Raw genomic sequence first — 24568 nt, 5'->3', positions numbered from 1 at the left:
CTCGTCCGTCAGCCGAAGAAGTTCCGTACGTGCTCCAGCCCGTCGATCAGCGCGTCGACATCGGCCGGAGAGGAGTACAGGTAGAAAGACGCTCGCGTCGTCGCAGGAATTCCGTAGCGCAGGCAGACGGGGCGCGCGCAGTGGTGTCCCACGCGGACCGCGATGCCCTGCTCGTCCAGTACCTGACCGACGTCGTGCGGGTGGATGTCACCCAGGACGAAGGAGATCGCGGCGCCGCGGTCCTCGGCCGTGGTGGGGCCGATGATCCGCAGGTCGGGCACCTCCGCGAGGCGCTTGATCGCGTACTCGGTGATCGCGTGCTCGTGCGCGGCGATCTTGTCCATGCCGATCGCGGTCAGGTAGTCCACGGCCGCGCCGAGGCCGACGGCCTGGGCGATCGGGGGCGTACCCGCCTCGAACTTGTGGGGTGCCGGGGCGTAGGTCGAGGCGTGCATCGACACGGTCTCGATCATCTCGCCGCCGCCGAGGAACGGAGGCAGGTCCTCCAGGAGCTCCTGGCGGCCCCAGAGGACGCCGATGCCGGTCGGGCCGCACATCTTGTGGCCGGTGAAGGCCACGAAGTCGGCGCCGAGCGCCTGCACGTCCAGCGGCATGTGCGGGGCGGCCTGGGAGGCGTCGATCAGCACGAGGGCGCCGACGTCCTGGGCGCGCCGGACGATCGCCTCGACCGGGTTGACCGTGCCCATGATGTTGGAGACCAGCGTGAAGGAGACGATCTTCGTCTTCTCCGTGATGACCTCTTCAATGTTGGACAGGTCGAGCCGGCCGTCGTCGGTGAGGCCGAACCACTTCAGCTTCGCGCCGGTGCGCTGCGAGAGCAGCTGCCACGGCACGATGTTGGAGTGGTGCTCCATCTCCGTGATGGCGATCTCGGTCTCGCGGTCGACCCGGTAGGGCTCGTCCGCCCAGCCGAGCATGTTCGCGACCAGGTTGAGCGACTCGGAGGCGTTCTTGGTGAAGATCACCTCGTCGCGGCTCGGCGCGTTGATGAAGGCGGCGACCTTGTCGCGGGCGCCCTCGTACAGCGCCGTGGCCTCCTCGGCGAGCACGTGCACGCCACGGTGGACGTTGGCGTTGTGCTGCTCGTAGTACTCGTTCAGCGCGTCGAGCACCTGGCGCGGCTTCTGCGAGGTCGCCGCGTTGTCCAGGTAAACGATCTTCTTCCCGTCGTGGACCACACGATCCAGAAGGGGGAAGTCCTTTCGGATCGCCTCGATGTCGAGGAGGCCAGGCAGCTGTGTCACGCGGTCGCGCCACCCTTCGTGCTGTACGACTCGTAGCCTTCGGCCTCCAGCTTGTCGGCGAGCTCGGCGCCACCGGACTCGGCGATGCGGCCCTCGGAGAAGACGTGGACGAAGTCGGGCTTGATGTAGCGGAGGATCCGCGTGTAGTGCGTGATCAGCAGCGTGCCGACCTCGCCGGTCGCGCGGACGCGGTTGACGCCTTCGGAGACCTGACGCAGTGCGTCGACGTCGAGGCCGGAGTCCGTCTCGTCGAGGATCGCGATCTTCGGCTTCAGGAGCTCCAGCTGCAGGATCTCGTGGCGCTTCTTCTCACCGCCGGAGAAGCCCTCGTTGACGTTGCGCTCGGCGAAGGCCGGGTCCATCTGGAGCTGCTCCATCGCGGACTTGACCTCCTTCACCCAGGTGCGCAGCTTCGGCGCCTCGCCGCGGATCGCGGTGGCCGAGGTGCGCAGGAAGTTGGAGACCGAGACACCGGGGACCTCGACCGGGTACTGCATCGCGAGGAAGACGCCGGCGCGGGCGCGCTCGTCGACGGACATCTCCAGGACGTCCTCGCCGTCGAGGGTCACGGTGCCACCGGTGATGGTGTACTTCGGGTGACCGGCGAGCGAGTACGCCAGGGTGGACTTGCCGGAGCCGTTCGGACCCATGATGGCGTGCGTCTCACCCTGCTTGACGGTGAGGTCGACGCCCTTGAGGATCTCGCGGGCGCCGTTCTCGGCCTCGACGGAGACGTGCAGGTCGTGGATTTCAAGCGTTGCCATGGATACCTCAGGACTCCTGGGTGAGGGAGACGAGCACGTCGTCCCCTTCGATCTTGACGGGGTATACGGGTACGGGGCGCGTCGCGGGCAGACCCGAGGGCTTGCCGGTGCGCAGGTCGAAGGCCGACCCGTGCAGCCAGCACTCGATCATGCAGTCTTCGACCTCGCCCTCCGAGAGCGAGACGTTCGCGTGCGAGCAGATGTCGTTGATCGCGAACACCTCCCCCTCGGTGGAGACGATGGACACCGGCGTGCCGTCGAGTTCCACCCGCTTCGGGGTGTTCTCCTCCAGCTCGCTGAGCGCACAGGCCTTGACGTAATTCATCAGACGGAACCCTGGAGCTCGGTCTCGATCTTGGCGAGCAGACGCTCCTCGATGTCGTCGACACCGATCTGCTGGACGAGCTCCGCGAAGAAGCCGCGGACGACCAGGCGGCGGGCCTCGTCGGCCGGGATGCCACGGGCCTGCAGGTAGAAGAGCTGCTCGTCGTCGAAGCGGCCGGTCGCGGAGGCGTGGCCGGCGCCGACGATCTCGCCGGTCTCGATCTCCAGGTTCGGCACCGAGTCGACCCGCGCGCCGTCCGTGAGGACGAGGTTGCGGTTCATCTCGTAGGTGTCGGTGCCCTCGGCGCTCTTCTGGATGAGCACGTCGCCGATCCAGACCGCGTGGGCGTCCTGGCCCTGGAGCGCGCCCTTGTAGACCACGTTCGACTTGCAGTGCGGGGCGTCGTGCGTGACCAGGAGGCGGTGCTCCTGGTGCTGGCCGGCGTCCGTGAAGTACAGGCCGAAGAGCTCGGCCTCGCCGCCGGGGCCGGCGTAGCTGATGCGCGGGTGGAGGCGCACGACGTCGCCGCCGAAGGTGACCACGACCGACTTGAAGGTCGCGTCGCGGCCGACCAGCGTGTTGTGCTGGGAGCAGTGGACGGCGGTGTCGTCCCAGTCCTGCACGGACACGACGGTGAGCTTGGCGCCGTCGCCGACCAGGAAGTCGACGTTGGCGGCGCGCACGCCGTCACCGGTGTGGTCGATGACGATGACGGCCTCGGCGAAGGCCTGTACGTCGAAGACGGTGTGGCCGAAGGTGGTGCCGCCCTCGCCGTGCAGCGTCACGCGCACCGGCTCGGTGAGGACCGTCTCCTTGGGCACGGTGACGACCGTGGCCTTGGCGAAGGAAGAGAACGCCTGGGCGGCGATCCGGTCCACCGGGGTGCCGGCCTTGCCGATGCGCGCGTCGCCGCGCTCCACCGACTCGATCGTGACGCCCTCGGGGGCGTCGATCTGGGCCTTCATGGTGCCGTTGGCGACCGCGGTGCCGTCGTGCAGGCCCTTGAGGCGGGCGAGCGGCGTGAAGCGCCACTCCTCCTCGCGGCCGTTCGGAACCGGGAAGTCCGCCACGTCGAAGGACGGGGGCGCACTCATCCGGGTGGCGACGGTGGACTCGGCGGCCACCGCGATCGCGCCGGCGGTGGTCGAACCCGCCGGAATGTTCTGAGCCTCAGCCATGGCTGTCGTCTTGCTCACTCTCTTTGAAGAACACTGCCTACGTCGATGGATGTGCGGCGGGGGACGCCGCGCGGCCGGCGGTCAGCCGACCGATCCCTCCATCTGCAGCTCGATCAGCCGGTTCAGCTCCAGGGCGTACTCCATGGGCAACTCGCGCGCGATGGGCTCGACGAAGCCGCGCACGATCATGGCCATCGCCTCGAACTCCGTCATGCCGCGGCTCATCAGGTAGAAGAGCTGGTCGTCGGAGACCTTGGAGACCGTGGCCTCGTGGCCCATGGAGACGTCGTCCTCGCGGACGTCCACGTACGGGTACGTGTCCGAGCGGGAGATGGTGTCGACCAGGAGCGCGTCGCACAGCACGTTGGACTTCGAGCCGTGGGCACCCTCGCCGATCTCGACCAGGCCTCGGTAGGAGGTGCGGCCGCCGCCCCGGGCCACCGACTTGGAGACGATGTTCGAGGAGGTGTTCGGCGCCATGTGGACCATCTTGGAGCCGGCGTCCTGGTGCTGGCCCTCGCCCGCGAAGGCGATGGACAGGGTCTCGCCCTTGGCGTGCTCGCCCATCAGGTAGACGGCCGGGTACTTCATGGTGACCTTGGAACCGATGTTGCCGTCGATCCACTCCATGGTCGCGCCCTCGTACGCCACGGCGCGCTTGGTGACCAGGTTGTAGACGTTGTTCGACCAGTTCTGGATCGTCGTGTAGCGGCAGCGGCCGCCCTTCTTGACGATGATCTCGACCACGGCGCTGTGCAGCGAGTCCGAGGAGTAGATCGGGGCGGTGCAGCCCTCGACGTAGTGGACGTAGGCGTCCTCGTCGACGATGATCAGCGTCCGCTCGAACTGGCCCATGTTCTCCGTGTTGATGCGGAAGTAGGCCTGGAGCGGGATGTCGACCTTCACGCCCTTGGGGACGTAGATGAAGGAGCCGCCGGACCACACCGCGGTGTTCAGCGACGCGAACTTGTTGTCGCCGACCGGGATGACCGTGCCGAAGTACTCCTGGAAGAGCTCCGGGTGCTCCTTGAGCGCGGTGTCCGTGTCGAGGAAGATGACGCCCTGCTCCTCCAGGTCCTCACGGATCTGGTGGTAGACGACCTCGGACTCGTACTGGGCCGCGACACCGGCGACGAGGCGCTGCTTCTCCGCCTCCGGGATGCCGAGCTTGTCGTACGTGTTCTTGATGTCCTCGGGCAGGTCCTCCCACGAAGCGGCCTGCTTCTCGGTGGAACGCACGAAGTACTTGATGTTGTCGAAGTCGATGCCCGAGAGGTCGGAACCCCAGTTCGGCATGGGCTTCTTGTCGAACAGCTTCAGGCCCTTGAGGCGAAGCTTGAGCATCCACTCCGGCTCGGACTTCTTCGCCGAGATGTCGCGGACGACCTCTTCGGACAGACCCCGCTTGGCAGCGGCACCGGCCGCGTCGGAGTCGGCCCAGCCGTATTCGTAAGTGCCCAGGCCATCGAGCTCAGGGTGAGCGATCTCCGTGGTCATGCGGGGTTCCTCCCGGCCGTACTTGCAGATACTGATGTGTCGGTCTGTGTGGTGCTCGCGCCACGCGGAATGAACGTCGTGCACACCCCGTCGCCGTGGGCGATCGTGGCGAGGCGCTGCACATGGGTCCCCAGCAGACGGGAGAAGACCTCGGTCTCCGCCTCGCAGAGCTGCGGGAACTGCTCGGCGACGTGCGCGACCGGGCAGTGGTGCTGGCAGAGCTGTTCACCGCTGTGCGGACCGGGAGCGCTCTTCGCCGTAGCAGCGTACCCGTCCACGGTCAACGCCCTGGCAAGGGCCTCCGTGCGCTCCTGCGGGGCGGCGGCCTCGACGGCCTCCTTGTAGGCCCGCGCCTGCGCTTCCATCCGCGCCCTGGCGAAGGCGGCGACGGCCACCTCGCCCTGCTCGCCGCCGCCGACCGACTGCGCGATCCAGCGCAGGGCGTCCGCGGCGAGCGTGTCGTAGGACTGGTCGAAGGCGTCGCGGCCGCAGTCGGTGAGCGCGAAGACCTTGGCGGGCCGACCCCGGGTGCGCGCACCGTACACACGCTGCTCACGGGGTTCGACCACGTCGTCGGTGACGAGCGTGTCGAGGTGGCGGCGGACGGCGGCCTGGGTGAGGCCGAGGCGCTGGGCGAGGTCGGCGACGGTGGACGGACCGTGGTCCAGGATCGAGCGCGCCACCCGGTTGCGGGTTGACCGCTCCCCGGTGCCGAGCTCCCCCTGGGGGGTGTCGATCTGCCGTTCGCCGTATTTCACAACGCCATTGTTGCGTAAATAACCGAGCGGCGACAAGCCGTGATGGACGCCACCCCTGGTGGCCTCCATCACTAAGGGTTACCTAATTTGTCGACGGAGAGTTATTCGGATGGAGACATTCCGACGCCCTCCCGGATACCTCCGGTGAGCCCGCACCCCGCTCCCACCAGCACATATGCGCCCGCGATGGTTCCCCGGCACCGGGAAAGCCTACTTCCGGAAAAGATCACTGAAACATGCCGACGCTTCCAGGGCCGACCGACTGAAAAGAACCGTATTCGCGACGCGGCGTTCGAATCCCCGGAGACGAACCGGAGCCGGAGGAGGAGGCGAAGGAGGAGGCGAGGGGGAGTCGAAAGGGCCCTGACCCCGGGACCCACGGCCCCTTCCCGGGCTCCGTAGACTCACCCCTCATGAGCAACGACCCCGCCGTGGAGATCCGCGGACTGGTGAAGCGGTACGGCACGAAGACCGCGGTGGACGGCCTGGACCTCACCGTCCGCAGCGGCTCCGTCACCGCGGTCCTCGGTCCCAACGGCGCGGGCAAGACGACCACGGTGGAGACCTGCGAGGGCTACCTCCGCCCGGACGCCGGCACCGTCCGCGTCCTCGGCCTCGACCCGGTCGCCCGGGCCGAGGCCCTGCGCCCGCGGATCGGCGTGATGCTGCAGTCCGGAGGCGTCTACTCCGGAGCCCGCGCCGTCGAGATGCTCCGCCACATGGCCAAGCTCTACGTCGACCCGCTCGACGTCGCCACCCTGGTGGAACGCCTCGGACTCGGCGGTTGCGGCCGCACCCCCTACCGCCGGCTCTCCGGCGGCCAGCAGCAGCGCCTGGCCCTGGCCATGGCCGTGGTGGGCCGCCCCGAGCTGGTCTTCCTCGACGAACCCACCGCCGGCCTGGATCCGCAGGCCCGCCGCGCGACCTGGGACCTCGTACGGGAGCTGCGCACCGACGGGGTCACCGTCGTCCTCACCACCCACCACATGGACGAGGCCGAGCAGCTCGCCGACGAGGTCGCCATCGTGGACGCGGGCAAGGTCATCGTCCACGGCAGCCCCGAGCAGCTGTGCCGCGGTGGCGCCGAGAACACCCTGCGCTTCACCGGCCGCCCCTCCCTCGACCTCGCCTCGCTCCTGAAGGCGCTGCCCGACGGCACCGAGGCCGCCGAGCTCACCCCGGGCGTCTACCGGGTCACCGGCGACGTCCACCCGCAGCTGCTGGCCACCGTCGCCTCCTGGTGCGCGCAGCACGGTGTGATGCCGAGCAGCCTCACGGTCGAGCGGCACACCCTCGAGGACGTCTTCCTCGAACTGACAGGCAAGGAGCTGCGCGCATGAGCGCCGGTACGTTCACCCCCCGCCCGGGGGCCGCGCCCGTGTCCCGCATGATCCTCGCGCAGACGGCGCTGGAGACCCGGATGCTGCTGCGCAACGGGGAACAGCTGCTGCTGACCGTGATCATCCCGGCGCTGCTGCTGACCCTCTTCTCGGCGGTCGACATCGTCAGCGTGCCCGTCCAAGAGGGCGGCGGCGAGAAGTCGGTGGACTTCCTCGCGCCCGGGATCCTGGCGCTCGCCGTGATGTCCACCGCCTTCACCGGCCAGGCCATCGCCACCGGCTTCGACCGCCGCTACGGGGTCCTCAAGCGGCTCGGCGCCTCCCCGCTGCCGCGCTGGGCCCTGATGGCCGCCAAGACCCTGTCGGTGCTGGTCACCGAGGTACTGCAGATCGCCCTGCTGACGGTGATCGCCCTCGCACTGGGCTGGTCCCCGCAGGGCGACCCGCTGTCGGTGGCCGCGCTGATCCTGCTGGGCACCGCCGCCTTCTCCGGTCTCGGGCTCCTGATGGCGGGCACCCTCAAGGCCGAGATGACCCTGGCCGCCGCCAACCTGGTCTTCCTGCTGCTGCTGGTCGGCGGCGGGGTGATCGTGCCGCTGGAGAAGTTCCCGGACGCCGTGCGGTCGGTACTGGAGCTGCTGCCCATCTCGGCCCTGTCCGACGGGCTGCGCGAGGTGCTCCAGCACGGGGCTTCGCTCCCGTGGGGCGACGCGGCCGTACTGGCGGGCTGGGCCGTACTCGGTCTGGGCGCCGCGGCGCGACTCTTCCGCTGGGAATGAAATCCTTCCCCTCGCGACGGCGATGCCGCGAGGATGGGCCCCTCACACATGAAGCCGGGGGGCGGACATGGTGCAGCGGGACGCCGTTCTACGGCTGGACGATCAATGGGCACGGGTGCGGTCGGGGGCGGAGCACGCGGAGCCCGGGGAACGCGAGCGGCTCCTCGACGAGCTGATCGGCGCCCTGCGCCCGTTCACGGACGACCCGCGGTGCACCGCACTGCTCGGGCTGCGCCTCGCCGACCGGGCCGCCGCGCGGTTCGCGGCGGGGGACCGCGCCGGCGCCCTCGCCACGATCGAGGAGGGGCTGCGCAGCTCCGAGCGCGCGGCCGGGCACTCCCCCGAATTCGCCCGCTGGTACGCCCGCGGGCTGATCAACCACGGGGTCTGGCTGTCCTGGCCGCTCAGCGACGGCGCCCGGCTGCCGAAGCACCCGCTGGGCCCGGCCGCCGGCGAGGGGCCGAGCGCCATGGAGCGGGCGGCCGGTGAGCGCGCCCGCGATCTGACCCGGACCGCGGTGGAGGTGTGGGCGGGCCTGGACCAGCGGGATCCGGTCAACCGGCTGGGCCTGGCCCAGGCCAAGGTGTTCCTCGGGGACCGCCTCGCCGAGCTGGGGTTCGCCGAGGAGGCCGCGGCCTGGGCCGTGGCCGCCGAGTCCGACTTCCGGCAGCTGCTGCTCGCGGACCCGGCCGCGGAGGAGTCCGGGGAGGCCGAGGAGGCCCTCGACCACATCGGCCGCCAGCTGGACCTGCGACTGCGCTTCCTGACCTTCGGCTCGCTGGTCAGCCTGCGCACGCAGGGGTTGCTGCCCGAGCGGCTGCTGCCCCGGGCCGTGGTGGCCGCCCGCATCCAGGGGGTGGCGGAGCCGGGGATCGCGTCCGGGCTGGGCCTCGACGCCGAGCAGGTGCGCACGATGCTGGAGGTCACCCCCTGGCTCGCGGTGTGGCGCTTCGAGGTGCGGGGGCCTGACGGCCTGTGGAACGTACTCGAACATCCCTGGCATAGCACCACAGAAGTAAGGAACAGGACGTCGAAGGATGTAGCGGACGAATTAGTGCGGGGGTTCGTCGCCTCGGCGGACCACCCGGGCGCCGGCGCCCATTGGCGCCTCCTCCTGTGGTGGCAGGAGGAGGGCGACCCCGCGGGGGCGAAGTACCGGCTGACCGTCGGACCGGACGCACCCCTGCCCACCCCCTCGTGAAACTTTGCACAAGTGGTCGCCTACGATATGGGGCGTGTTGAACCCCCTCGCCCTTATCGCCAGCCGCTGGACCCCGTCACCCCGGATCGTCCAGCGGGCCGCACTCGCCGCGCTCGTGATGAGCGTGGCCATCGTCGTCACCGGCGGCGCGGTACGGCTGACCGGATCAGGCCTCGGCTGCGACACCTGGCCCAAGTGCACCGACGACAGCCTGATCGTGACGCAGGCGCAGGGCTTCCACGGCGCCATCGAATTCGGCAACCGGATGCTGACCTACGTGCTCAGCGCGGCCGTCGGCTGGGGCATCATCGCCGCCCGCTCGGCCAAGCCCTGGCGGCACTCCCTGACGAAGCTCGGCTGGGTCCAGTTCGCGATCGTGATGTCGAACGCCGTGCTCGGCGGAATCACCGTCCGCACCGGACTCAACCCGTACAGCGTGGCCGGACACTTCCTCCTCGCCACCGCGCTGATCGCCGTGACGACGGCCACCTGGCAGCGCACCCGCGAGGGCGACGGTGCCCCCCGGCCGCGCGTGCCCGGCCCGGTGCGCAAGCTGTCGTGGGCGTTGCTCGCGACCACCCTCGTCCTGATCGCGGCGGGCACCGTCGTGACCGGCGCCGGTCCGCACGCCGGTGACAGCAGCGAGATCGAGCGCATGCCGTTCGATTGGGACACCACCGTCCACGTGCACGCCGCCGCCGCCTGGCTGGTGTGCGCGCTCGGCATCGCGATGTGGCTGGTCCTGCGCGTCGTCGACGCTCCCGCCGACACCCGGGCCCGCGCCCGCGACCTGTTGATCGTGCTGCTCGCCCAGGGCGCGATCGGCTACGTGCAGTACGCCACCCAGGTCCCCGAGGTCCTGGTCGGCGCCCACATGCTCGGCTCCTGCCTGGTGTGGATCGCCGTGGTCCGGGTCGCGCTGAGCCTGCGCGAGCGGCCCGTCGAGCAGGCGGAGGTCCCCGTCCCGAGCGACCCGCAGCTCTCCGCCGCCTAACGGCTCTCCAAGCGGTAGACGCGGCGGGCGTTGCCCGCCGCGACCAGGGCGGCCACCCGTTCCGCGTCCCGCCAGGACCAGGAACCCTCCGCGGCCCAGCCGCCCAGCACGCGGCCCAGCGCCTCGCGGAACACCAGGGCGCCCACCGCGTGCAGTTCGGGCAGCTGCCGGCCGGCACTGGAGAACAGCACCTTGCCGAACGGCGCGGTCTCCAGCAGCTCCGCCAGGACGGCCGCGGCCCGCACCCCGGTCCGTCCGAGGGCCGCGCCCGTATCGACGTAGACGTGCGGGAAGGCCGCCGCGAGCTGCGCGGTGCAGCGGTGGTGCGGGTATCCGCCGAGCAGCACCAGGCGCGTCCCGAGGCCCGCGGTGGCCCGTACGAACCCGGTCAGTGCGGCGGGGTCGGCCTCGTCCGCGTGCAGCTGGAGCGGCCGCCCCGACGCCACGGCGCTCCACAACAGGTGGGCCAGGAGCACGGGGTCCCGTACGGCGCCGCCCCGCGGCCGCCGGGCCAGCCACCGCCCGGCCGCCCCGCGCACCGCGCCGGGACCGGGCGGGTCGGGTTCGACGGCCGGGGCGTCCCCGCGGGTGAAGGCGGTGGCGCAGGTGAAGGCCACGGCCCCGCGGGCGGCGTGGTGGACGGCCTCGGCGAGATTGGCGAGGAAGGCGCCCACGGTCCCGGAGGTGTCGGCGACCTGCTCGGCCAGGAACTCCAGCCGGACCGACTCGAAGGCTTCGGCGTCGCCGGCGAGCGCCAGTTCCTTGGGCCCGGTGAGGTCTCCGGGCACGCCGGTGTCGACCAGGTAGGCGGCGACGCCGGATCCGCTCAGCAGCCGCCGGGTGGTCTCGGCCACGCCCAGCTCGCGCCGCCGCGCCAGATAGCGGGCGGGGGTGGCGTGCGGCTCCAGTCCCAGCAGCGGCGGGCACCATCGGCGCACCGCGAAGCCGGTCTGCGTGTCGAAGAAGGTGGTGCCCGCGGCGGGCGGGCCGGCCGAGCGCATCAGCTGGGCCTCGAAGGTGCCCAGGCCCAGCTCGGTACGGAGTGCTCCGTGGCAGTACTGGTCCACCAGGGGCGGCGTTTCGATCATCCGGTCATCCCGTTGCGGACGTGAGGAAGGGGCTTCCACACGTCCTAACGGGTGAGCGGGGTGTGAGGTGTTGCTCGGGCTGTTGACCGAGACGGCACTCCCCGGTCCCCCGGCCGTTCTCCCGGCTCAGGCCGCCGGGTTCTCGGGTCCGCCGATCTGGAGGCCGGCCATCCGCGTCCACTCGTACGGACCCGTGCGCACGCGCGCGGCGAACTCTCCGTCGAACTCGTCGTGGAGGGTCAGCCCGGCCTGCTCCGCGGCCAGCCGGGCCACCTCGAAGGTGGGGGCGACCAGGTCGCCCCAGCCGCCGTCCGTACCCACGAGCACGATCCGGGTGCCGGCCTGGCCGATGTGGGCGAGCTGGCCCTCGGCGCCGCCGTGCTGCTTGGCGAACGCGCCGATCTGCTTGGCCAGCTTCGCGGCCTTACGGTCCTGCTTCTTGTCCGCGGCGCCTGCGGCGGCCGCCGTGTCTGCGGTGTCTCCCATGGAAGCCATGCTACCGGCGAGTAATCAACGGAGGAAGGGATCCACGGCCACCGCCACGAACAGCAGCGACACGTAGGTGATGGACCAGTGGAACAGGCGCATCTCCTTGAGCTTCGCGCCCATGACGCCCGCCTTGGCCCGCGCGTGGAGCGCGTGCGCCTCCCACAGCCACCAGCCGCCCGAGACCAGCGCGACCGAGGTGTAGAACCAGCCGGTGTAGCCCAGCGGGGTCAGCAGCAGCGAGACCGCCACCATCACCCAGCTGTAGAGGACGATCTGGCGCGCCACGGCCCGGTTGCCCGCGACCACCGGGAGCATCGGCACGCCGGCCCGCGCGTAGTCGTCCTTGACCTTCATCGACAACGGCCAGTAGTGCGGCGGCGTCCAGAAGAAGATGACGAGGAAGAGGATGACCGCGGCCCAGGAGACCTCGTCCTTGACGGCGGACCAACCGATGAGCACCGGCATGCAGCCCGCGATGCCGCCCCAGACGATGTTCTGGGCGGTGCGCCGCTTCAGCAGCATCGTGTAGACCACGACGTAGAAGAGGAGCGCACCGAGCGACAGCGCCGCCGACAGCCAGTTGACGAGCAGGCCGAAGAAGAGCGTGGAGACGACCGCGAGGGTGAGGCCGAAGGCCAGGCACTCCCGCGGGCTGACCATGCCGGTCACCAGCGGGCGCTGCGAGGTCCGGTCCATCAGTGCGTCGATGTCGCGGTCGATGTACATGTTCAGCGCGTTGGCGCCGCCCGCGGACAAGTAGCCGCCGAAGCAGGTCACCAGAACCAGCTGCAGCGACGGAACGCCCTGCTCGGCCAGGAACATCACCGGCACTGTGGTGATCAGCAGAAGTTCGATGATCCGCGGCTTGGTCAATGCCACGAAAGCCATGACGCGGGTCCCGAGCGGCCGGTGACCGGGGCTCGTCCCGAGCACCCCCGCTGGACGGGATTCGACGGCCGTCACGCACACCCCTGAGAGAGAATCCAGCAAGCTCCGACTCGGACCATTCACGACATGAAGGCCCGGTTAAGGCTTGCGCGTACCACGCCACTGTAGACGTTGCACTTACGTCGCCCCGCGCCGGGGTCGCCTCGTGTTGAGCCGATCGGACCGTGCATACATACGGGGGACGGGCCCCGCCGGACGCCGGTGCGCGGGTGAACCGGAAGCGGCGGCGCGGTGACGGACCGCCTGCACTCGAATAGCTGCACGCCGTTGCAGGGGTAGGCTCGGAATCGCCGGTGCACCGTTCGTCACCGGGATACAAACATGTGGAGAGGAGCCCTGACCCACGGTGAGCACCAAGCCGACCACCACAGAGCTCGAGTGGACCGAACTGGACCAGCGGGCCGTCGACACCGCCCGCATCCTGGCCGCTGACGCGGTCCAGAAGGTCGGAAACGGCCACCCCGGTACGGCGATGAGCCTGGCCCCCGCCGCGTACACCCTCTTCCAGAAGGTGATGCGGCACGACCCGGCGGACCCCGAGTGGGTGGGCCGCGACCGTTTCGTGCTCTCCGCGGGGCACTCGTCCCTGACCCTCTACACCCAGTTGTACCTGGGCGGGTTCGGGCTGGAGCTGGACGACCTGAAGGCGTTCCGCACCTGGGGCTCGAAGACCCCCGGTCACCCGGAGTACGGCCACACGGCCGGCGTGGAGACCACCACCGGCCCCCTCGGCCAGGGCATCGCCAACGCGGTGGGCATGGCCATGGCCGCCCGCTACGAGCGCGGCCTGTTCGACCCGGAGGCCGCCCAGGGCGCCTCCCCGTTCGACCACATGGTCTACGCGATCGCGGGCGACGGCTGCCTCCAGGAGGGCATCTCCCACGAGGCGTCCGCGCTGGCCGGCCACCAGAAGCTCGGCAACCTCGTCCTGCTGTGGGACGACAACCACATCTCCATCGAGGGCGACACGGAGACGGCCGTCTCCGAGGACACCCTGGGGCGCTACGAGGCGTACGGCTGGCACGTCCAGCGCGTCGAGCAGCAGGAGAACGGCGACCTCGACCCGAAGGCCCTGTTCGCCGCGCTCCAGGCCGCCAAGGCCGAGACCGGCCGCCCGTCCTTCATCGCGGCCCGCTCGATCATCGCCTGGCCCGCCCCGCACGCCCAGAACACCGAGGCCGCCCACGGCTCGGCGCTCGGCGACGACGAGGTCGCGGCCACCAAGCGCGTCCTCGGCTTCGACCCGGAGCAGACCTTCGAGGTCTCCGACGAGGTCATCGCCCACACCCGCAAGGCCCTCGACCGCGGCCGCGAGGCCAAGGCCGAGTGGGAGAAGGAGTTCTCCGCCTGGCGCACCGCCAACCCGGAGCGCGCCGCCGAGTTCGACCGCATCAACGCCAACGAGCTGCCCGCGGGCTGGGAGGACGAGCTCCCCGTCTTCGAGGCCGGCAAGGGCGTCGCCACCCGCGCCGCCTCCGGCAAGGTCCTCGGCGCGCTCGGCGCGGTCATCCCGGAGCTGTGGGGCGGCTCGGCCGACCTGGCCGGCTCCAACAACACCACCATCGACAAGGACTCCTCGTTCCTGCCGGTGGGCAACCCGCTGCCGGAGGCCGACCCGTACGGCCGCACCATCCACTTCGGCATCCGCGAGCACGCCATGGCCGCGTCCATGAACGGCATCGCGCTGCACGGCCACACCCGCATCTACGGCGGCACCTTCCTGGTGTTCTCCGACTACATGCGCAACGCCGTCCGCCTCTCCGCGCTGATGCACCTGCCGGTGACGTACGTGTGGACGCACGACTCCATCGGTCTGGGCGAGGACGGCCCGACCCACCAGCCGGTCGAGCACCTCGCCTCGCTGCGCGCCATCCCGGGCCTGAACGTCGTCCGCCCGGCCGACGCCAACGAGACCGCCATCGCCTGGCGCGAGATCCTGCGCCGCCACACCAAGGTCTTCGGCAAGGGTGCCCCGCACGGCCTCGCGCTGACCCGCCAGGGCGTGCCGACGTACGAGCGCAACGAGGGCGCCGCCAAGGGCGGGTACGTCCTGTTCGAGGCCGAGGGCGGCCCGGCGCAGGTCCTCCTCATCGGTACCGGCTCCGAGGTGCACCTGGCCGTCGAGGCCCGTGAGCAGCTCCAGGCGCAGGGCGTCCCCACCCGGGTCGTCTCGATGCCGTCCGTCGAGTGGTTCGAGGAGCAGGGCCAGGAGTACAAGGACAGCGTCCTGCCGCCGTCGGTGAAGGCCCGCGTCGCGGTCGAGGCGGGCATCGGCCTGACCTGGCACCGCTACGTCGGTGACGCCGGTCGGATCGTCTCGCTGGAGCACTTCGGTGCCTCGGCCGACGCGAAGGTGCTCTTCCGCGAGTTCGGCTTCACGGCCGAGAACGTGGCGGCCGCCGCCCACGAATCCCTCGCCGCCGCCGCGCGCTGACGCCGGTACGCAACCCAAGTAGGAGATGTAATCCCATGACAGACGCACTCAAGCGCCTCTCCGACGAAGGCGTCGCGATCTGGCTGGACGACCTGTCCCGCAAGCGCATCACGTCCGGCAACCTGGCCGAGCTCATCGACCAGTCGCACGTGGTCGGTGTCACCACCAACCCGGCGATCTTCCAGAAGGCCATCAGCGGCGGCGAGGGCTACGAGCAGCAGCTCACCGACCTCGCGACCCGCAAGGTCACCGTGGAAGAGGCCCTGCGCATGATCACGACGGCGGACGTCAGGGACGCCGCCGACATCCTGCGCCCGGTCTACGACCGCACCGACGGCCAGGACGGCCGCGTGTCGATCGAGGTCGACCCGCGCCTGGCGCACAACACCCCGGCGACCATCGCCGAGGCCAAGCAGCTCGCCTGGCTGGTGGACCGCCCGAACACGCTCATCAAGATCCCGGCGACCAAGGCCGGCCTGCCGGCGATCACCGAGGTCATCGGCAAGGGCATCAGCGTCAACGTCACGCTGATCTTCTCGCTGGAGCGCTACCGCGAGGTCATGGACGCGTACCTGTCGGGTCTGGAGAAGGCCAAGGCCGCCGGCCTGGATCTCTCCCTGATCCACTCGGTCGCCTCCTTCTTCGTGTCCCGCGTGGACTCGGAGATCGACAAGCGCCTGGACGCGGTCGGCACCGACGAGGCGAAGGCCCTCAAGGGCAAGGCGGCGCTCGCCAACGCCCGTCTGGCCTACGAGGCCTACGAGCAGGTGTTCGCCAGTGACCGTTGGGCCGCCCTGGAGCGTCTCGGCGCCAACAAGCAGCGTGCGCTGTGGGCCTCGACGGGCGTCAAGGACCCGGCGTACAAGGACACCCTGTACGTGGACGACCTGGTCGCCCCGAACACGGTGAACACCATGCCGGAGGCCACCCTGGAGGCCACCGCCGACCACGGGCAGATCACGGGCGACACCGTGCGCGGCACCTACGAGCAGGCGCGCGCCGAGCTCGACGCGGTCGCGAAGCTGGGCATCTCGTACGACGATGTGGTGCAGCTGCTCGAGGACGAGGGCGTCGAGAAGTTCGAGGCGTCCTGGAACGACCTGCTGAAGTCGACCGAGGCGGAGCTTGAGCGCCTCGCCCCCACGGAGGCCTGAACCCTTGTCTGTGAACGGAGCGAACCCGCTTCGTGACGCACAGGACCGGCGGCTCCCGCGCATCGCGGGGCCGTCCGGCCTGGTCATTTTCGGCGTTACGGGTGACCTGTCGCGCAAGAAGCTGATGCCTGCCGTCTACGACTTGGCCAACAGAGGCCTGCTTCCGCCGGGCTTCTCGCTGATCGGGTTCGCCCGCCGCGAGTGGCAGGACGAGGACTTCGCCCAGGTGGTCCACGACGCCGTCAAGGAGCACTCCCGGACGCCCTTCCGCGAGGAAGTGTGGCAGCAGCTCGTGCAGGGCTGCCGTTTCGTCCCGGGCGACTTCGACGACGACGCCGCCTTCGAGACGCTGAAGGCGACCATAGAGGAGCTGGACAAGGCGCAGGGCACGGGCGGCAACTTCGCCTTCTACCTGTCCGTCCCGCCGAAGTTCTTCCCCAAGGTGGTCCAGCAGCTCAAGGACCACGGGCTGGCGCAGAAGGAGGGCTCCTGGCGGCGTGCCGTCATCGAGAAGCCCTTCGGACACGACCTGCAGAGCGCCGAGGAACTCAACAAGGTCGTCCACGAGGTCTTCCCGCGGGACGAGGTCTTCCGGATCGACCACTACCTCGGCAAGGAGACCGTCCAGAACATCCTGGCGCTCCGCTTCGCCAACACGATGTTCGAGCCGATCTGGAACCGGTCGTACGTCGACCACGTGCAGATCACCATGGCCGAGGACATCGGCATCGGCGGCAGGGCCGGGTACTACGACGGCATCGGCGCCGCCCGTGACGTCATCCAGAACCACCTGCTCCAGCTGCTCGCGCTGACCGCGATGGAGGAGCCCGGCTCCTTCCACCCCAAGGCGCTGGTGGCCGAGAAGCTCAAGGTGCTCACCGCGGTGCAGCTGCCGGAGGACCTGGGCAAGCACACGGTGCGCGGCCAGTACGCGGCTGCCTGGCAGGGCGGCGAGAAGGTCGTCGGGTACCTCGAAGAGGACGGCATCGACCCCAAGTCGAAGACCGACACCTACGCGGCCATCCGCCTGGAGATCAACAACCGCCGCTGGGCGGGCGTCCCGTTCTACCTGCGGACGGGCAAGCGCCTGGGCCGCCGGGTGACCGAGATCGCGGTCGTCTTCAAGCGGGCCCCGTACCTGCCGTTCGAGTCGGGCGCGACCGAGGAACTCGGGCAGAACGCCCTGGTCATCCGGGTCCAGCCGGACGAGGGCGTGACGGTCCGCTTCGGCTCCAAGGTTCCGGGCACCTCCATGGAGGTCCGGGACGTCACGATGGACTTCGCCTACGGCGAGTCCTTCACGGAGTCGAGCCCCGAGGCGTACGAGCGACTCATCCTCGACGTGCTCCTCGGCGACGCGAACCTCTTCCCGCGTCACCAGGAAGTCGAACTGTCCTGGAACATCCTCGACCCGATCGAGGAGTACTGGGACAAGCACGGCAAGCCCGCGCAGTACCCGTCGGGCACCTGGGGGCCGGTCGAGGCGGACGAGATGCTCGCACGAGACGGACGGAGCTGGCGCCGGCCATGAAGATCGACCTCACGGAGACCAACTCCAGCAAGATCAATGCCGCGATGGTGCAGGCACGCCGGGACATCGGCACGCCGGCCATCGGCATGGTCCTCACGCTGGTGATCGTGACCGACGAGGAGAACGCGTACGACGCGCTCAAGTCGGCGAACGACGCGTCCCACGAACACCCCTCGCGGATCGTCGTCGTCATCAAGCGGGCCAGCCGCTCGCCACGCAGCCGCCGCGATGCCCGGCTCGACGCGGAAGTCCGCGTCGGGGCGGACTCCGGCAGCGGTGAAACGGTTGTGCTCCGCCTTCACGGCGACCTGGTCGACCACGCCCAGTCGGTGGTTCTCCCGCTGCTCCTGCCGGACGCCCCGGTGGTCGTCTGGTGGCCGGACGGTGCCCCCACGGACCTGGCGGGCGATCCGCTGGGTGCGCTGGGACAGCGCCGGATCACGGACACGTACTCCTGCGAGGACCCGATCAGGGCGCTCAGCGGCCGTGCGGGGGCGTACGCCCCCGGGGACACGGACCTGTCGTGGACCCGGATCACCCCGTGGCGCTCCATGCTGGCGGCCGCACTGGACCAGCAGGCCCTGTCGGTCGTTTCGGCGACCGTCGAGGGCGAGGACGAGAACCCGAGCTGCGAACTGCTGGCCATGTGGCTGGCGGACCGGCTCCAGGTCCCCGTCAAGCGCACGCTGTCGTCGGGCCCGGGCCTGACGGCCGTACGCCTGTCCACCAAGGACGGCGACATCGTCCTGGACCGGGCGGACGGTGCGCTGGCCACCCTGTGCATGCCGGGGCAGCCCGACCGTGCGGTGGCACTCAAGCGCCGCGACACGGCCGAGCTCCTGGCGGAGGAGCTGCGCAGGCTGGATCCGGACAACACGTACGAGGCCTCGCTGAAGTTCGGCGTGGCGAGGCTGGAGGCGTCGGTCCCGGAGCCGGAGGCCGAGGCTCCGGCCAAGGTCGAGGCCGCGGCTCCGGCCAAGGCCGAGCCCTCGAAGCCGGCCGCCAAGCCGTCGAAGAAGGCCTCGGCCAAGTAATACCCCCGCGGGTCCGCTCCTGGGGCTCCGCCCCGGACCCCGCGCCTCAAACGCCGGCGGGCTGTATTTCAGCCCGTCCGGCGTTTGAGGACCGGGGCCGCGCAGCGGCACCCGCACCCCCGATCTACCGACAAGGCGGCAGCACATGGGTATGACGACTCCCCAGGTCGTCGTCCACCGGGACAAGGAACTGATGGCCCAGGCCACCGCGGCCCGGCTCATCACGAAGATCGTGGACGCGCAGACGGCCCGCGGCACCGCGTCCGTCGTCCTCACCGGCGGACGCAACGGCAACGGCCTGCTCGCGGCGCTGGCCGCCGCCCCGGCGCGGGACGCGATCGACTGGTCCCGGCTGGACCTGTGGTGGGGCGACGAGCGGTACGTCCCCGCCGACGACCCCGAGCGCAACCACACCCAGGCTCGCGAGGCCCTCCTGGACTCGGTCCCGGTGGACCCCGCCCGCGTGCACGTGATGCCCGCCTCGGACGGCCCGTACGGCGGCGACGTGGACTCCGCGGCGGCCGCCTATGCCGCCGAGCTGGCGAAGGCGGCCGGCCCGGAGGACCACGGTCCGGTCCCCCGGTTCGACGTGCTGATGCTGGGCGTGGGCCCGGACACGCACGTGGCCTCGCTGTTCCCGGAGCACCCGGCGGCCCGCGAGACCGAGCGCACCGTGGTCGGCGTGCACGGAGCCCCGAAGCCCCCGCCCACCCGGATCTCGCTCACGCTCCCGGCGATCCGGGCTGCCCGTGAGGTCTGGCTGCTGGCCGCGGGCGAGGACAAGGCCGGGGCGGTCTCCCTGGCCCTCGGCGGCGCGGGCGAGGTCCAGGCCCCGGCCGCGGCGGCGTACGGCCGCTCCCGCACCCTGTGGCTCTTGGACCGCGCGGCCGCGGCCAAGCTCCCGACCGGGATGTACCCCCCGGCCTCTTCCTGACCGGGGCCGGCCCGAACGGCGAGGGGCCCGCTCCCCCGAGGGGGAGCGGGCCCCTCGCCGTTTCCCGGCGTCAGCTACGGCCGCGCAGCTTCCGGTACGTGGCCACCAGCGCCTTCGTCGAGGCGTCCAGCCCCGGCACGTCGGCGCCCTCGGTCAGCGCGGGCTCGACCCGCTTGGCGAGCACCTTGCCGAGTTCGACGCCCCACTGGTCGAAGGAGTCGATGTTCCACACCGCGCCCTGGACGAACACCTTGTGCTCGTAGAGCGCGATCAACTGGCCCAGCACCGCCGGGGAGAGCTCGCCCGCCAGGATGGTGGTCGTCGGGTGGTTCCCGTGGAAGGTCTTGTGCGGGACGAGCGACTCCGGGGCGCCTTCCGCCCGCACCTCGTCCGCCGTCTTGCCGAAGGCCAGCGCCTGGGTCTGCGCGAAGAAGTTCGCCATCAGCAGGTCGTGCTGGGCCGCCGGGGCCGCCTCCAGCTCCGCCACTGGCCGGGCGAAGCCGATGAAGTCCGCGGGGATCACCTTCGTCCCCTGGTGGATCAGCTGGTAGTAGGCGTGCTGCCCGTTGGTGCCGGGCGTGCCCCAGACCACCGGGCCCGTCTGCCACTCCACGGGATTGCCGTCGCGGTCCACGGACTTGCCGTTGGACTCCATGTCGAGCTGCTGCAAGTACGCCGTGAACCGCGAGAGGTAGTGGCTGTACGGGAGCACCGCGTGCGACTGGGCGTCGAAGAAGGCGCCGTACCAGATCCCCAACAGGCCCATCAGCAGCGGCGCGTTCTCGTGCGCGGGCGCCGTGCGGAAGTGCTCGTCCATGGCGTGGAAGCCGCCGAGCATCTCACGGAAGGCGGCCGGGCCGATCGCGATCATCAGCGAGAGGCCGATGGCGGAGTCGAAGGAGTAGCGTCCGCCGACCCAGTCCCAGAACCCGAACATGTTGGCCGGATCGATGCCGAAGTCGGTGACCTTCTCGGCGTTGGTGGACAGCGCCACGAAGTGCCGGGCCACGGCGGCCTGGTCCCCGCCCAGTCCGGCGAGCAGCCAACCGCGCGCCGAGGTGGCGTTGGTGATGGTCTCGATGGTGGTGAAGGTCTTGGAGGCGATGATGAACAGCGTCTCGGCCGGGTCCAGGTCCCGCACGGCCTCGTGCAGGTCCGCGCCGTCTACGTTGGAAACGAAGCGCACCGTCAGATCGCGGTCGGTGAAGGCGCGCAGGGCCTCGTAGGCCATGGCCGGACCGAGGTCGGAGCCGCCGATGCCGATGTTGACGACGTTCTTGATGCGCTGGCCCGTGAAGCCGGTCCACGCTCCCGACCTGATCCGGTCGGCGAAGTCCGCCATCTTGTCGAGGACGGCGTGCACGCCCGGGACGACGTCCTCGCCGTCGACCTCGACGACGGTGTCCGCCGGTGCGCGCAGGGCGGTGTGCAGCACCGCCCGGTCCTCGGTCGTGTTGATCTTCTCGCCGCGGAACATCGCCTCGCGCAGCTCGGCCACGCCCGTGGCCTCGGCCAGATCGCGCAGCAGTGCGAGCGTCTCGTCGGTGACGAGGTGCTTCGAGTAGTCGATGTGCAGGTCCCCGACCTGCAGGGTGTAGCCGGCGCCGCGGCCGGGATTCTCCTCGAACAGTTCCCGCAGATGCGTCTGCCCGAACTCCTCCCGGTGCTTGCCGAGTGCCAGCCACTCGGGCGTCCGGTTGAGCTTCGTACGGCTGCCTGCGTTCATCTCGGACATCAACCCACTTCTTCCGTCCTGTCGTGCCCCGCCGGCTCCAACCTAAGGGATCACAAGCAGCAGAACGCACACAAAGAGGCCCGGTGACGCAGGAGAAGTTCCTGTGTCACCGGGCCTCGTGTCACATGCTTCGAGCCGTCTCAGATCTCGCCGCGGAGCTTGGCGAGCGCTTCGGCGAGGATCGCCTCGCCGTCGGCGTCCGAGCGCCGTTCCCGTACGTACGCCAGGTGCGTCTTGTACGGCTCGGTGCGCGGCGGCGCGGGCGGGTTGTCCCGGTCCTGGCCGGCCGGGAACCCGCAGCGCGGGCAGTCCCAGGTATCCGGCACCTGCGCATCGCTGGCGAAGCTCGGCTGCGTCTCGTGCCCGTTCGAGCACCAGAAGGAGATGCGCAGACGGGGCGCGGACTCGCCGCGCTCCGCCTCACCCATCGGCCCCGCTCCGACCCGGCTACCACGGATCGCGTTGCCACTTGCCACGGTCGTAACTCCCTGCGTGATGGTGCCGCGGAAGGTGAGTGGAATTCCGCCGCGGAGCGCCCAAGTCTACGTAAGGCCCAACGCACGTCCAGTGAGCGGAGTTACTGATTCCACGCGATGGACGCCGGCCCTCATGATAGGCCGGACGGTGCCGACCGGACTGCCGGAATGGCCAGAACGGTCAGGTGCTCGACTTCGTCAGCAGACCGAGCGCGACGATGCACGCGAACCACAGCAGACCGACGACCACGGTGATGCGGTCCAGGTTGCGCTCCGCGACGGAGGAACCGCCGACCGACGACTGCATGCCGCCGCCGAACATGTCGGAGAGGCCGCCGCCCTTGCCCTTGTGCATCAGCACGAGCAGCATCAGCAGGGCGCTGAAGACGATCAGGGCGATCGAGAACCCCATAATCACGGCTGATTCCTACTTTCTGGCTTTTTCGGGCTTTCCGGCATTGCGAGATGTGCACGGGGGCCAGGGGCTGATGCATCAGCCTCTGGCCCCCGCAAGGGTACGACGGATCCGCCCTACCGCATACTCACTGGTCGCGGAAGCGGACGATCTTGACGAACTCCTCCGCGTCCAGTGCCGCGCCGCCGATCAGGGCGCCGTCGACGTCGGGCTGGGCCATGATCGCCCCGATGTTCCCGGACTTCACGGAGCCGCCGTACTGGATGCGGACCTTGTCGGCCAGCTCCTGCGAGTACAGCTCGGCGAGGCGGCCGCGGATCGCCCCGCAGACCTCCTGGGCGTCGTCGGGGGTGGCGACCTCGCCGGTCCCGATGGCCCAGACGGGTTCGTAGGCGATCACGATGGACTCGACCTGGTCGGCCGGGACGCCTTCCAGGCCGCCGTCGAGCTGACTCAGCGTGTAGGGGACCTGCCGGCCGGCCTGACGGACGTCCAGGCCCTCTCCGACGCACAGGATCGGGGTGATCCCGTGCCGGAAGGCGGCCTTGACCTTGGCGTTGCAGATCTCGTCGGTCTCGCCGTGGTACTGGCGGCGCTCGCTGTGGCCGACGGCCACGAACGTGCACTTCAGCTTCGACAGCATAGGGCCGGAGATCTCACCGGTATAGGCACCGGAGTCGTGCGCGGAGATGTCCTGCGCGCCGTACTTGATCTTCAGCTTGTCGCCGTCGACCAGGGTCTGGACCGAGCGCAGGTCGACGAAGGGCGGCAGGACCGCGACCTCGACGGCGTCGTAGTCCTTGTCGGTGAGGGCGAAGGCGAGCTTCTGGACGTGGGCGATGGCCTCGAGGTGGTTGAGGTTCATCTTCCAGTTGCCCGCCATGAGCGGGGTGCGCGTGGTCATACGGGTTCAGCCCTCCAGGGCGGCGAGGCCGGGGAGCGTCTTGCCCTCGAGGTATTCGAGGGAGGCGCCGCCACCGGTCGAGATGTGGCCGAATGCATTCTCGTCGAAGCCCAGGATGCGGACCGCGGCGGCGCTGTCGCCACCGCCGACGACGGTGAAGGCGCTGCTGTCGAGCAGGGCCTGGGCGATGGCCGTGGTGCCCCCGGCGTAGTCGGGGTGCTCGAAGACGCCCACCGGACCGTTCCAGAAGACGGTCTTGGCATCGGCGATCTTCGACGCGTACAGCTCGCGCGTCTTGGGGCCGATGTCCAGGCCCTCCTTGTCGGCGGGGATCTTGTCCGCGTCGACGGTCTCGAACGTGGCCGGGGTCTTGCCCTTGAGGTCCGGGAACTCCGAGGAGACCAGCACGTCGACCGGGAGGACCAGCTCGACGCCGGTCTTCTCGGCGCGCTCCATGTACTCCTTGACCTTCTCCACCTGGTCCTTCTGGAGCAGGGAGATGCCGACCTCGTAGCCCTTGGCGTAGAGGAAGGTGTAGGCCATGCCGCCGCCGATGAGGATGCGGTCGGCCTTGCCGAGCAGCTCGTCGATGACGGCGAGCTTGTCGGAGACCTTGGCACCGCCGAGGACCACCACGTACGGGCGCTCGACCTCGGCGGTCAGCTTCTTCAGGACGCCGACCTCGGTGGCGATGAGGTAGCCGGCCCCGTGCGGGAGGCGGGCCGGGAGGTCGAGGACCGAGGCGTGCCCCCGGTGCACGGCGCCGAAGCCGTCGCCCACGTAGAGGTCGGCGAGCTCCGCGAGCTGGTCCGCGAAGGCGCCGCGCTCGGCGTCGTCCTTGGAGGTCTCACCGGCGTTGAAGCGCAGGTTCTCGATCACGGCGACCTGGCCGTCGGCCAGGGCCGCGACGGTCTCCTTGGCGGAGGCGCCGACGGTGTCGGTCGCGAACGCCACGTCCGCACCGAGCAGTTCGCCGAGGCGCGTGGCGGCCGGGGCCAGCGAGAACGCCGGCTCGACGCCGGCGCCCTTGGGGCGACCCAGGTGCGAGGCCACGATGACGCGGGCGCCGGCTTCGGCGAGCTTCGCGATCGTGGGCTGGACGGCGCGGATGCGGCCGTCGTCGGTGATGGTGCCCTCGGCCAGCGGGACGTTCAGGTCCGCGCGGACGAAGACCCGCTTGCCCTTGACGCCTTCGGCGAGCAGTTCATCGATCGTCTTCATGTATTTCTACTCCTTTGAGCCTTCACTCGAAGGGCGAGGAAGGATAACGAGGCAAGCAACAGGGCCCGTGCGGCGCATCGTCGCGCTGCTCGGACCCTGTGCTT

The 24568-nt window shown here is 70.1% G+C and carries 23 protein-coding genes; 9 read left to right on the top strand and 14 right to left on the bottom strand.

Annotation, left to right across the window (positions count from 1 at the left end):
* Positions 1-8 precede the first annotated feature (8 nt).
* The 6 genes from OG594_RS11845 to OG594_RS11820 all read right to left on the bottom strand — a co-directional run bounded on the left by OG594_RS11845 (position 9) and on the right by OG594_RS11820 (position 5787).
* Positions 9-1265 (bottom strand): cysteine desulfurase, encoded by a 1257-nt coding sequence (locus tag OG594_RS11845; protein ID WP_030762523.1) that lies wholly within the window; start codon positions 1263-1265, stop codon positions 9-11.
* Positions 1262-2029 carry a Fe-S cluster assembly ATPase SufC gene (gene sufC / locus OG594_RS11840; protein ID WP_030720347.1) on the bottom strand — a complete coding sequence of 256 codons (768 nt, stop codon included), beginning with the start codon at positions 2027-2029 and terminating at the stop codon, positions 1262-1264. Before sufC ends, OG594_RS11845 begins: the two co-directional genes overlap by 4 nt.
* A 7-nt stretch (positions 2030-2036) precedes the next feature.
* A complete protein-coding gene (locus OG594_RS11835; RefSeq protein ID WP_030009135.1) occupies positions 2037-2354 on the bottom strand; it encodes a bifunctional 3-phenylpropionate/cinnamic acid dioxygenase ferredoxin subunit in 318 nt (105 codons plus the stop codon).
* Positions 2354-3532, bottom strand: coding sequence for a Fe-S cluster assembly protein SufD (sufD, locus tag OG594_RS11830; protein WP_266597958.1), 1179 nt, complete (start codon positions 3530-3532; stop codon positions 2354-2356). Before sufD ends, OG594_RS11835 begins: the two co-directional genes overlap by 1 nt.
* 81 nt (positions 3533-3613) lie before the next feature.
* Positions 3614-5029, bottom strand: coding sequence for a Fe-S cluster assembly protein SufB (gene sufB, locus OG594_RS11825; protein ID WP_030009133.1), 1416 nt, complete (start codon positions 5027-5029; stop codon positions 3614-3616).
* Positions 5026-5787: a metalloregulator ArsR/SmtB family transcription factor gene (locus tag OG594_RS11820; RefSeq protein ID WP_266597955.1), complete on the bottom strand. Its 762-nt coding sequence runs from the start codon at positions 5785-5787 to the stop codon at positions 5026-5028. Before OG594_RS11820 ends, sufB begins: the two co-directional genes overlap by 4 nt.
* A gap of 413 nt (positions 5788-6200) precedes the next feature.
* On the opposite strand from OG594_RS11820, the gene OG594_RS11815 reads away from it, so the two are divergent.
* From OG594_RS11815 to OG594_RS11800, 4 genes are all read left to right on the top strand, one after another.
* The gene (locus OG594_RS11815; RefSeq protein ID WP_266597953.1) at positions 6201-7127 is read left to right on the top strand and encodes an ABC transporter ATP-binding protein; all 927 of its coding nucleotides are present in this window, start codon (positions 6201-6203) and stop codon (positions 7125-7127) included.
* Positions 7124-7906, top strand: a complete 783-nt coding sequence (locus tag OG594_RS11810; RefSeq protein WP_266597951.1) for an ABC transporter permease — start codon at positions 7124-7126, stop codon at positions 7904-7906. The genes OG594_RS11815 and OG594_RS11810 overlap by 4 nt, the downstream gene beginning before the upstream one ends.
* A 67-nt stretch (positions 7907-7973) precedes the next feature.
* Positions 7974-9107, top strand: a complete 1134-nt coding sequence (locus OG594_RS11805; protein ID WP_266597949.1) for a hypothetical protein — start codon at positions 7974-7976, stop codon at positions 9105-9107.
* A 4-nt stretch (positions 9108-9111) separates the two neighbouring features.
* Positions 9112-10101: a heme A synthase gene (locus tag OG594_RS11800; RefSeq protein WP_266597947.1), complete on the top strand. Its 990-nt coding sequence runs from the start codon at positions 9112-9114 to the stop codon at positions 10099-10101.
* Here OG594_RS11800 and OG594_RS11795 read toward each other — a convergent pair.
* The 3 genes from OG594_RS11795 to OG594_RS11785 form a co-directional block, all read right to left on the bottom strand.
* Positions 10098-11189: an amidohydrolase gene (locus OG594_RS11795; RefSeq protein ID WP_266597945.1), complete on the bottom strand. Its 1092-nt coding sequence runs from the start codon at positions 11187-11189 to the stop codon at positions 10098-10100. The genes OG594_RS11800 and OG594_RS11795 overlap by 4 nt on opposite strands.
* A gap of 126 nt (positions 11190-11315) precedes the next feature.
* A complete protein-coding gene (locus OG594_RS11790) occupies positions 11316-11675 on the bottom strand; it encodes a hypothetical protein (RefSeq protein WP_266597943.1) in 360 nt (119 codons plus the stop codon).
* A 24-nt stretch (positions 11676-11699) separates the two neighbouring features.
* Entirely contained in the window at positions 11700-12641 is a 942-nt protein-coding gene (locus OG594_RS11785; RefSeq protein ID WP_266597941.1) for a heme o synthase, read from the bottom strand.
* Between the two features lie 331 nt (positions 12642-12972).
* On the opposite strand from OG594_RS11785, the gene tkt reads away from it, so the two are divergent.
* The 5 genes from tkt to pgl all read left to right on the top strand — a co-directional run bounded on the left by tkt (position 12973) and on the right by pgl (position 19713).
* Positions 12973-15060: a transketolase gene (gene tkt / locus OG594_RS11780; protein ID WP_266597939.1), complete on the top strand. Its 2088-nt coding sequence runs from the start codon at positions 12973-12975 to the stop codon at positions 15058-15060.
* Between the two features lie 35 nt (positions 15061-15095).
* Positions 15096-16214, top strand: a complete 1119-nt coding sequence (tal, locus tag OG594_RS11775) for a transaldolase (RefSeq protein ID WP_266597937.1) — start codon at positions 15096-15098, stop codon at positions 16212-16214.
* A 10-nt stretch (positions 16215-16224) separates the two neighbouring features.
* Complete coding sequence (zwf, locus tag OG594_RS11770; protein WP_266602830.1) at positions 16225-17745, top strand: glucose-6-phosphate dehydrogenase; 1521 nt, start codon at positions 16225-16227, stop codon at positions 17743-17745.
* Positions 17742-18779 carry a glucose-6-phosphate dehydrogenase assembly protein OpcA gene (gene opcA, locus OG594_RS11765; RefSeq protein ID WP_266597935.1) on the top strand — a complete coding sequence of 346 codons (1038 nt, stop codon included), beginning with the start codon at positions 17742-17744 and terminating at the stop codon, positions 18777-18779. Before zwf ends, opcA begins: the two co-directional genes overlap by 4 nt.
* A 151-nt stretch (positions 18780-18930) precedes the next feature.
* Positions 18931-19713, top strand: coding sequence for a 6-phosphogluconolactonase (gene pgl, locus OG594_RS11760; RefSeq protein ID WP_266597933.1), 783 nt, complete (start codon positions 18931-18933; stop codon positions 19711-19713).
* Positions 19714-19783: 70 nt separating this feature from the next.
* On the opposite strand, the gene pgi is transcribed toward pgl, so the two are convergent.
* The 5 genes from pgi to pgk form a co-directional block, all read right to left on the bottom strand.
* Positions 19784-21439 (bottom strand): glucose-6-phosphate isomerase, encoded by a 1656-nt coding sequence (pgi, locus tag OG594_RS11755; protein ID WP_266602828.1) that lies wholly within the window; start codon positions 21437-21439, stop codon positions 19784-19786.
* A 149-nt stretch (positions 21440-21588) separates the two neighbouring features.
* Positions 21589-21924 (bottom strand): RNA polymerase-binding protein RbpA, encoded by a 336-nt coding sequence (locus tag OG594_RS11750; RefSeq protein ID WP_010352468.1) that lies wholly within the window; start codon positions 21922-21924, stop codon positions 21589-21591.
* Between the two features lie 181 nt (positions 21925-22105).
* Complete coding sequence (gene secG / locus OG594_RS11745) at positions 22106-22336, bottom strand: preprotein translocase subunit SecG (protein ID WP_030720398.1); 231 nt, start codon at positions 22334-22336, stop codon at positions 22106-22108.
* 130 nt (positions 22337-22466) lie between these two features.
* The gene (tpiA, locus tag OG594_RS11740; protein WP_266597931.1) at positions 22467-23243 is read right to left on the bottom strand and encodes a triose-phosphate isomerase; all 777 of its coding nucleotides are present in this window, start codon (positions 23241-23243) and stop codon (positions 22467-22469) included.
* A 6-nt stretch (positions 23244-23249) separates the two neighbouring features.
* Positions 23250-24464 carry a phosphoglycerate kinase gene (gene pgk / locus OG594_RS11735; RefSeq protein WP_266597929.1) on the bottom strand — a complete coding sequence of 405 codons (1215 nt, stop codon included), beginning with the start codon at positions 24462-24464 and terminating at the stop codon, positions 23250-23252.
* Positions 24465-24568: the final 104 nt, after the last annotated feature.

This window comes from Streptomyces sp. NBC_01214, assembly GCF_026340975.1.
Lineage (GTDB): Bacteria > Actinomycetota > Actinomycetes > Streptomycetales > Streptomycetaceae > Streptomyces.
The sequence above is the reverse complement of the archived record's forward strand: the minus strand, read 5'-3'. Positions and strand labels throughout refer to the sequence as shown.

What these genes read in the sequence shown, in the direction of transcription:
- tpiA (WP_266597931.1), bottom strand. Translation starts at nt 23,243, where the DNA reads ATGACCACGCGCACCCCGCTCATGGCGGGCAACTGGAAGATGAACCTC.
- sufB (WP_030009133.1), bottom strand. Translation starts at nt 5,029, where the DNA reads ATGACCACGGAGATCGCTCACCCTGAGCTCGATGGCCTGGGCACTTAC.
- sufD (WP_266597958.1), bottom strand. Translation starts at nt 3,532, where the DNA reads ATGGCTGAGGCTCAGAACATTCCGGCGGGTTCGACCACCGCCGGCGCG.
- secG (WP_030720398.1), bottom strand. Translation starts at nt 22,336, where the DNA reads ATGGGGTTCTCGATCGCCCTGATCGTCTTCAGCGCCCTGCTGATGCTG.
- OG594_RS11790 (WP_266597943.1), bottom strand. Translation starts at nt 11,675, where the DNA reads ATGGGAGACACCGCAGACACGGCGGCCGCCGCAGGCGCCGCGGACAAG.
- OG594_RS11815 (WP_266597953.1), top strand. Translation starts at nt 6,201, where the DNA reads ATGAGCAACGACCCCGCCGTGGAGATCCGCGGACTGGTGAAGCGGTAC.
- pgk (WP_266597929.1), bottom strand. Translation starts at nt 24,464, where the DNA reads ATGAAGACGATCGATGAACTGCTCGCCGAAGGCGTCAAGGGCAAGCGG.
- pgi (WP_266602828.1), bottom strand. Translation starts at nt 21,439, where the DNA reads ATGAACGCAGGCAGCCGTACGAAGCTCAACCGGACGCCCGAGTGGCTG.
- OG594_RS11805 (WP_266597949.1), top strand. Translation starts at nt 7,974, where the DNA reads ATGGTGCAGCGGGACGCCGTTCTACGGCTGGACGATCAATGGGCACGG.
- OG594_RS11835 (WP_030009135.1), bottom strand. Translation starts at nt 2,354, where the DNA reads ATGAATTACGTCAAGGCCTGTGCGCTCAGCGAGCTGGAGGAGAACACC.
- sufC (WP_030720347.1), bottom strand. Translation starts at nt 2,029, where the DNA reads ATGGCAACGCTTGAAATCCACGACCTGCACGTCTCCGTCGAGGCCGAG.
- opcA (WP_266597935.1), top strand. Translation starts at nt 17,742, where the DNA reads ATGAAGATCGACCTCACGGAGACCAACTCCAGCAAGATCAATGCCGCG.
- tal (WP_266597937.1), top strand. Translation starts at nt 15,096, where the DNA reads ATGACAGACGCACTCAAGCGCCTCTCCGACGAAGGCGTCGCGATCTGG.
- OG594_RS11795 (WP_266597945.1), bottom strand. Translation starts at nt 11,189, where the DNA reads ATGATCGAAACGCCGCCCCTGGTGGACCAGTACTGCCACGGAGCACTC.
- pgl (WP_266597933.1), top strand. Translation starts at nt 18,931, where the DNA reads ATGACGACTCCCCAGGTCGTCGTCCACCGGGACAAGGAACTGATGGCC.
- OG594_RS11810 (WP_266597951.1), top strand. Translation starts at nt 7,124, where the DNA reads ATGAGCGCCGGTACGTTCACCCCCCGCCCGGGGGCCGCGCCCGTGTCC.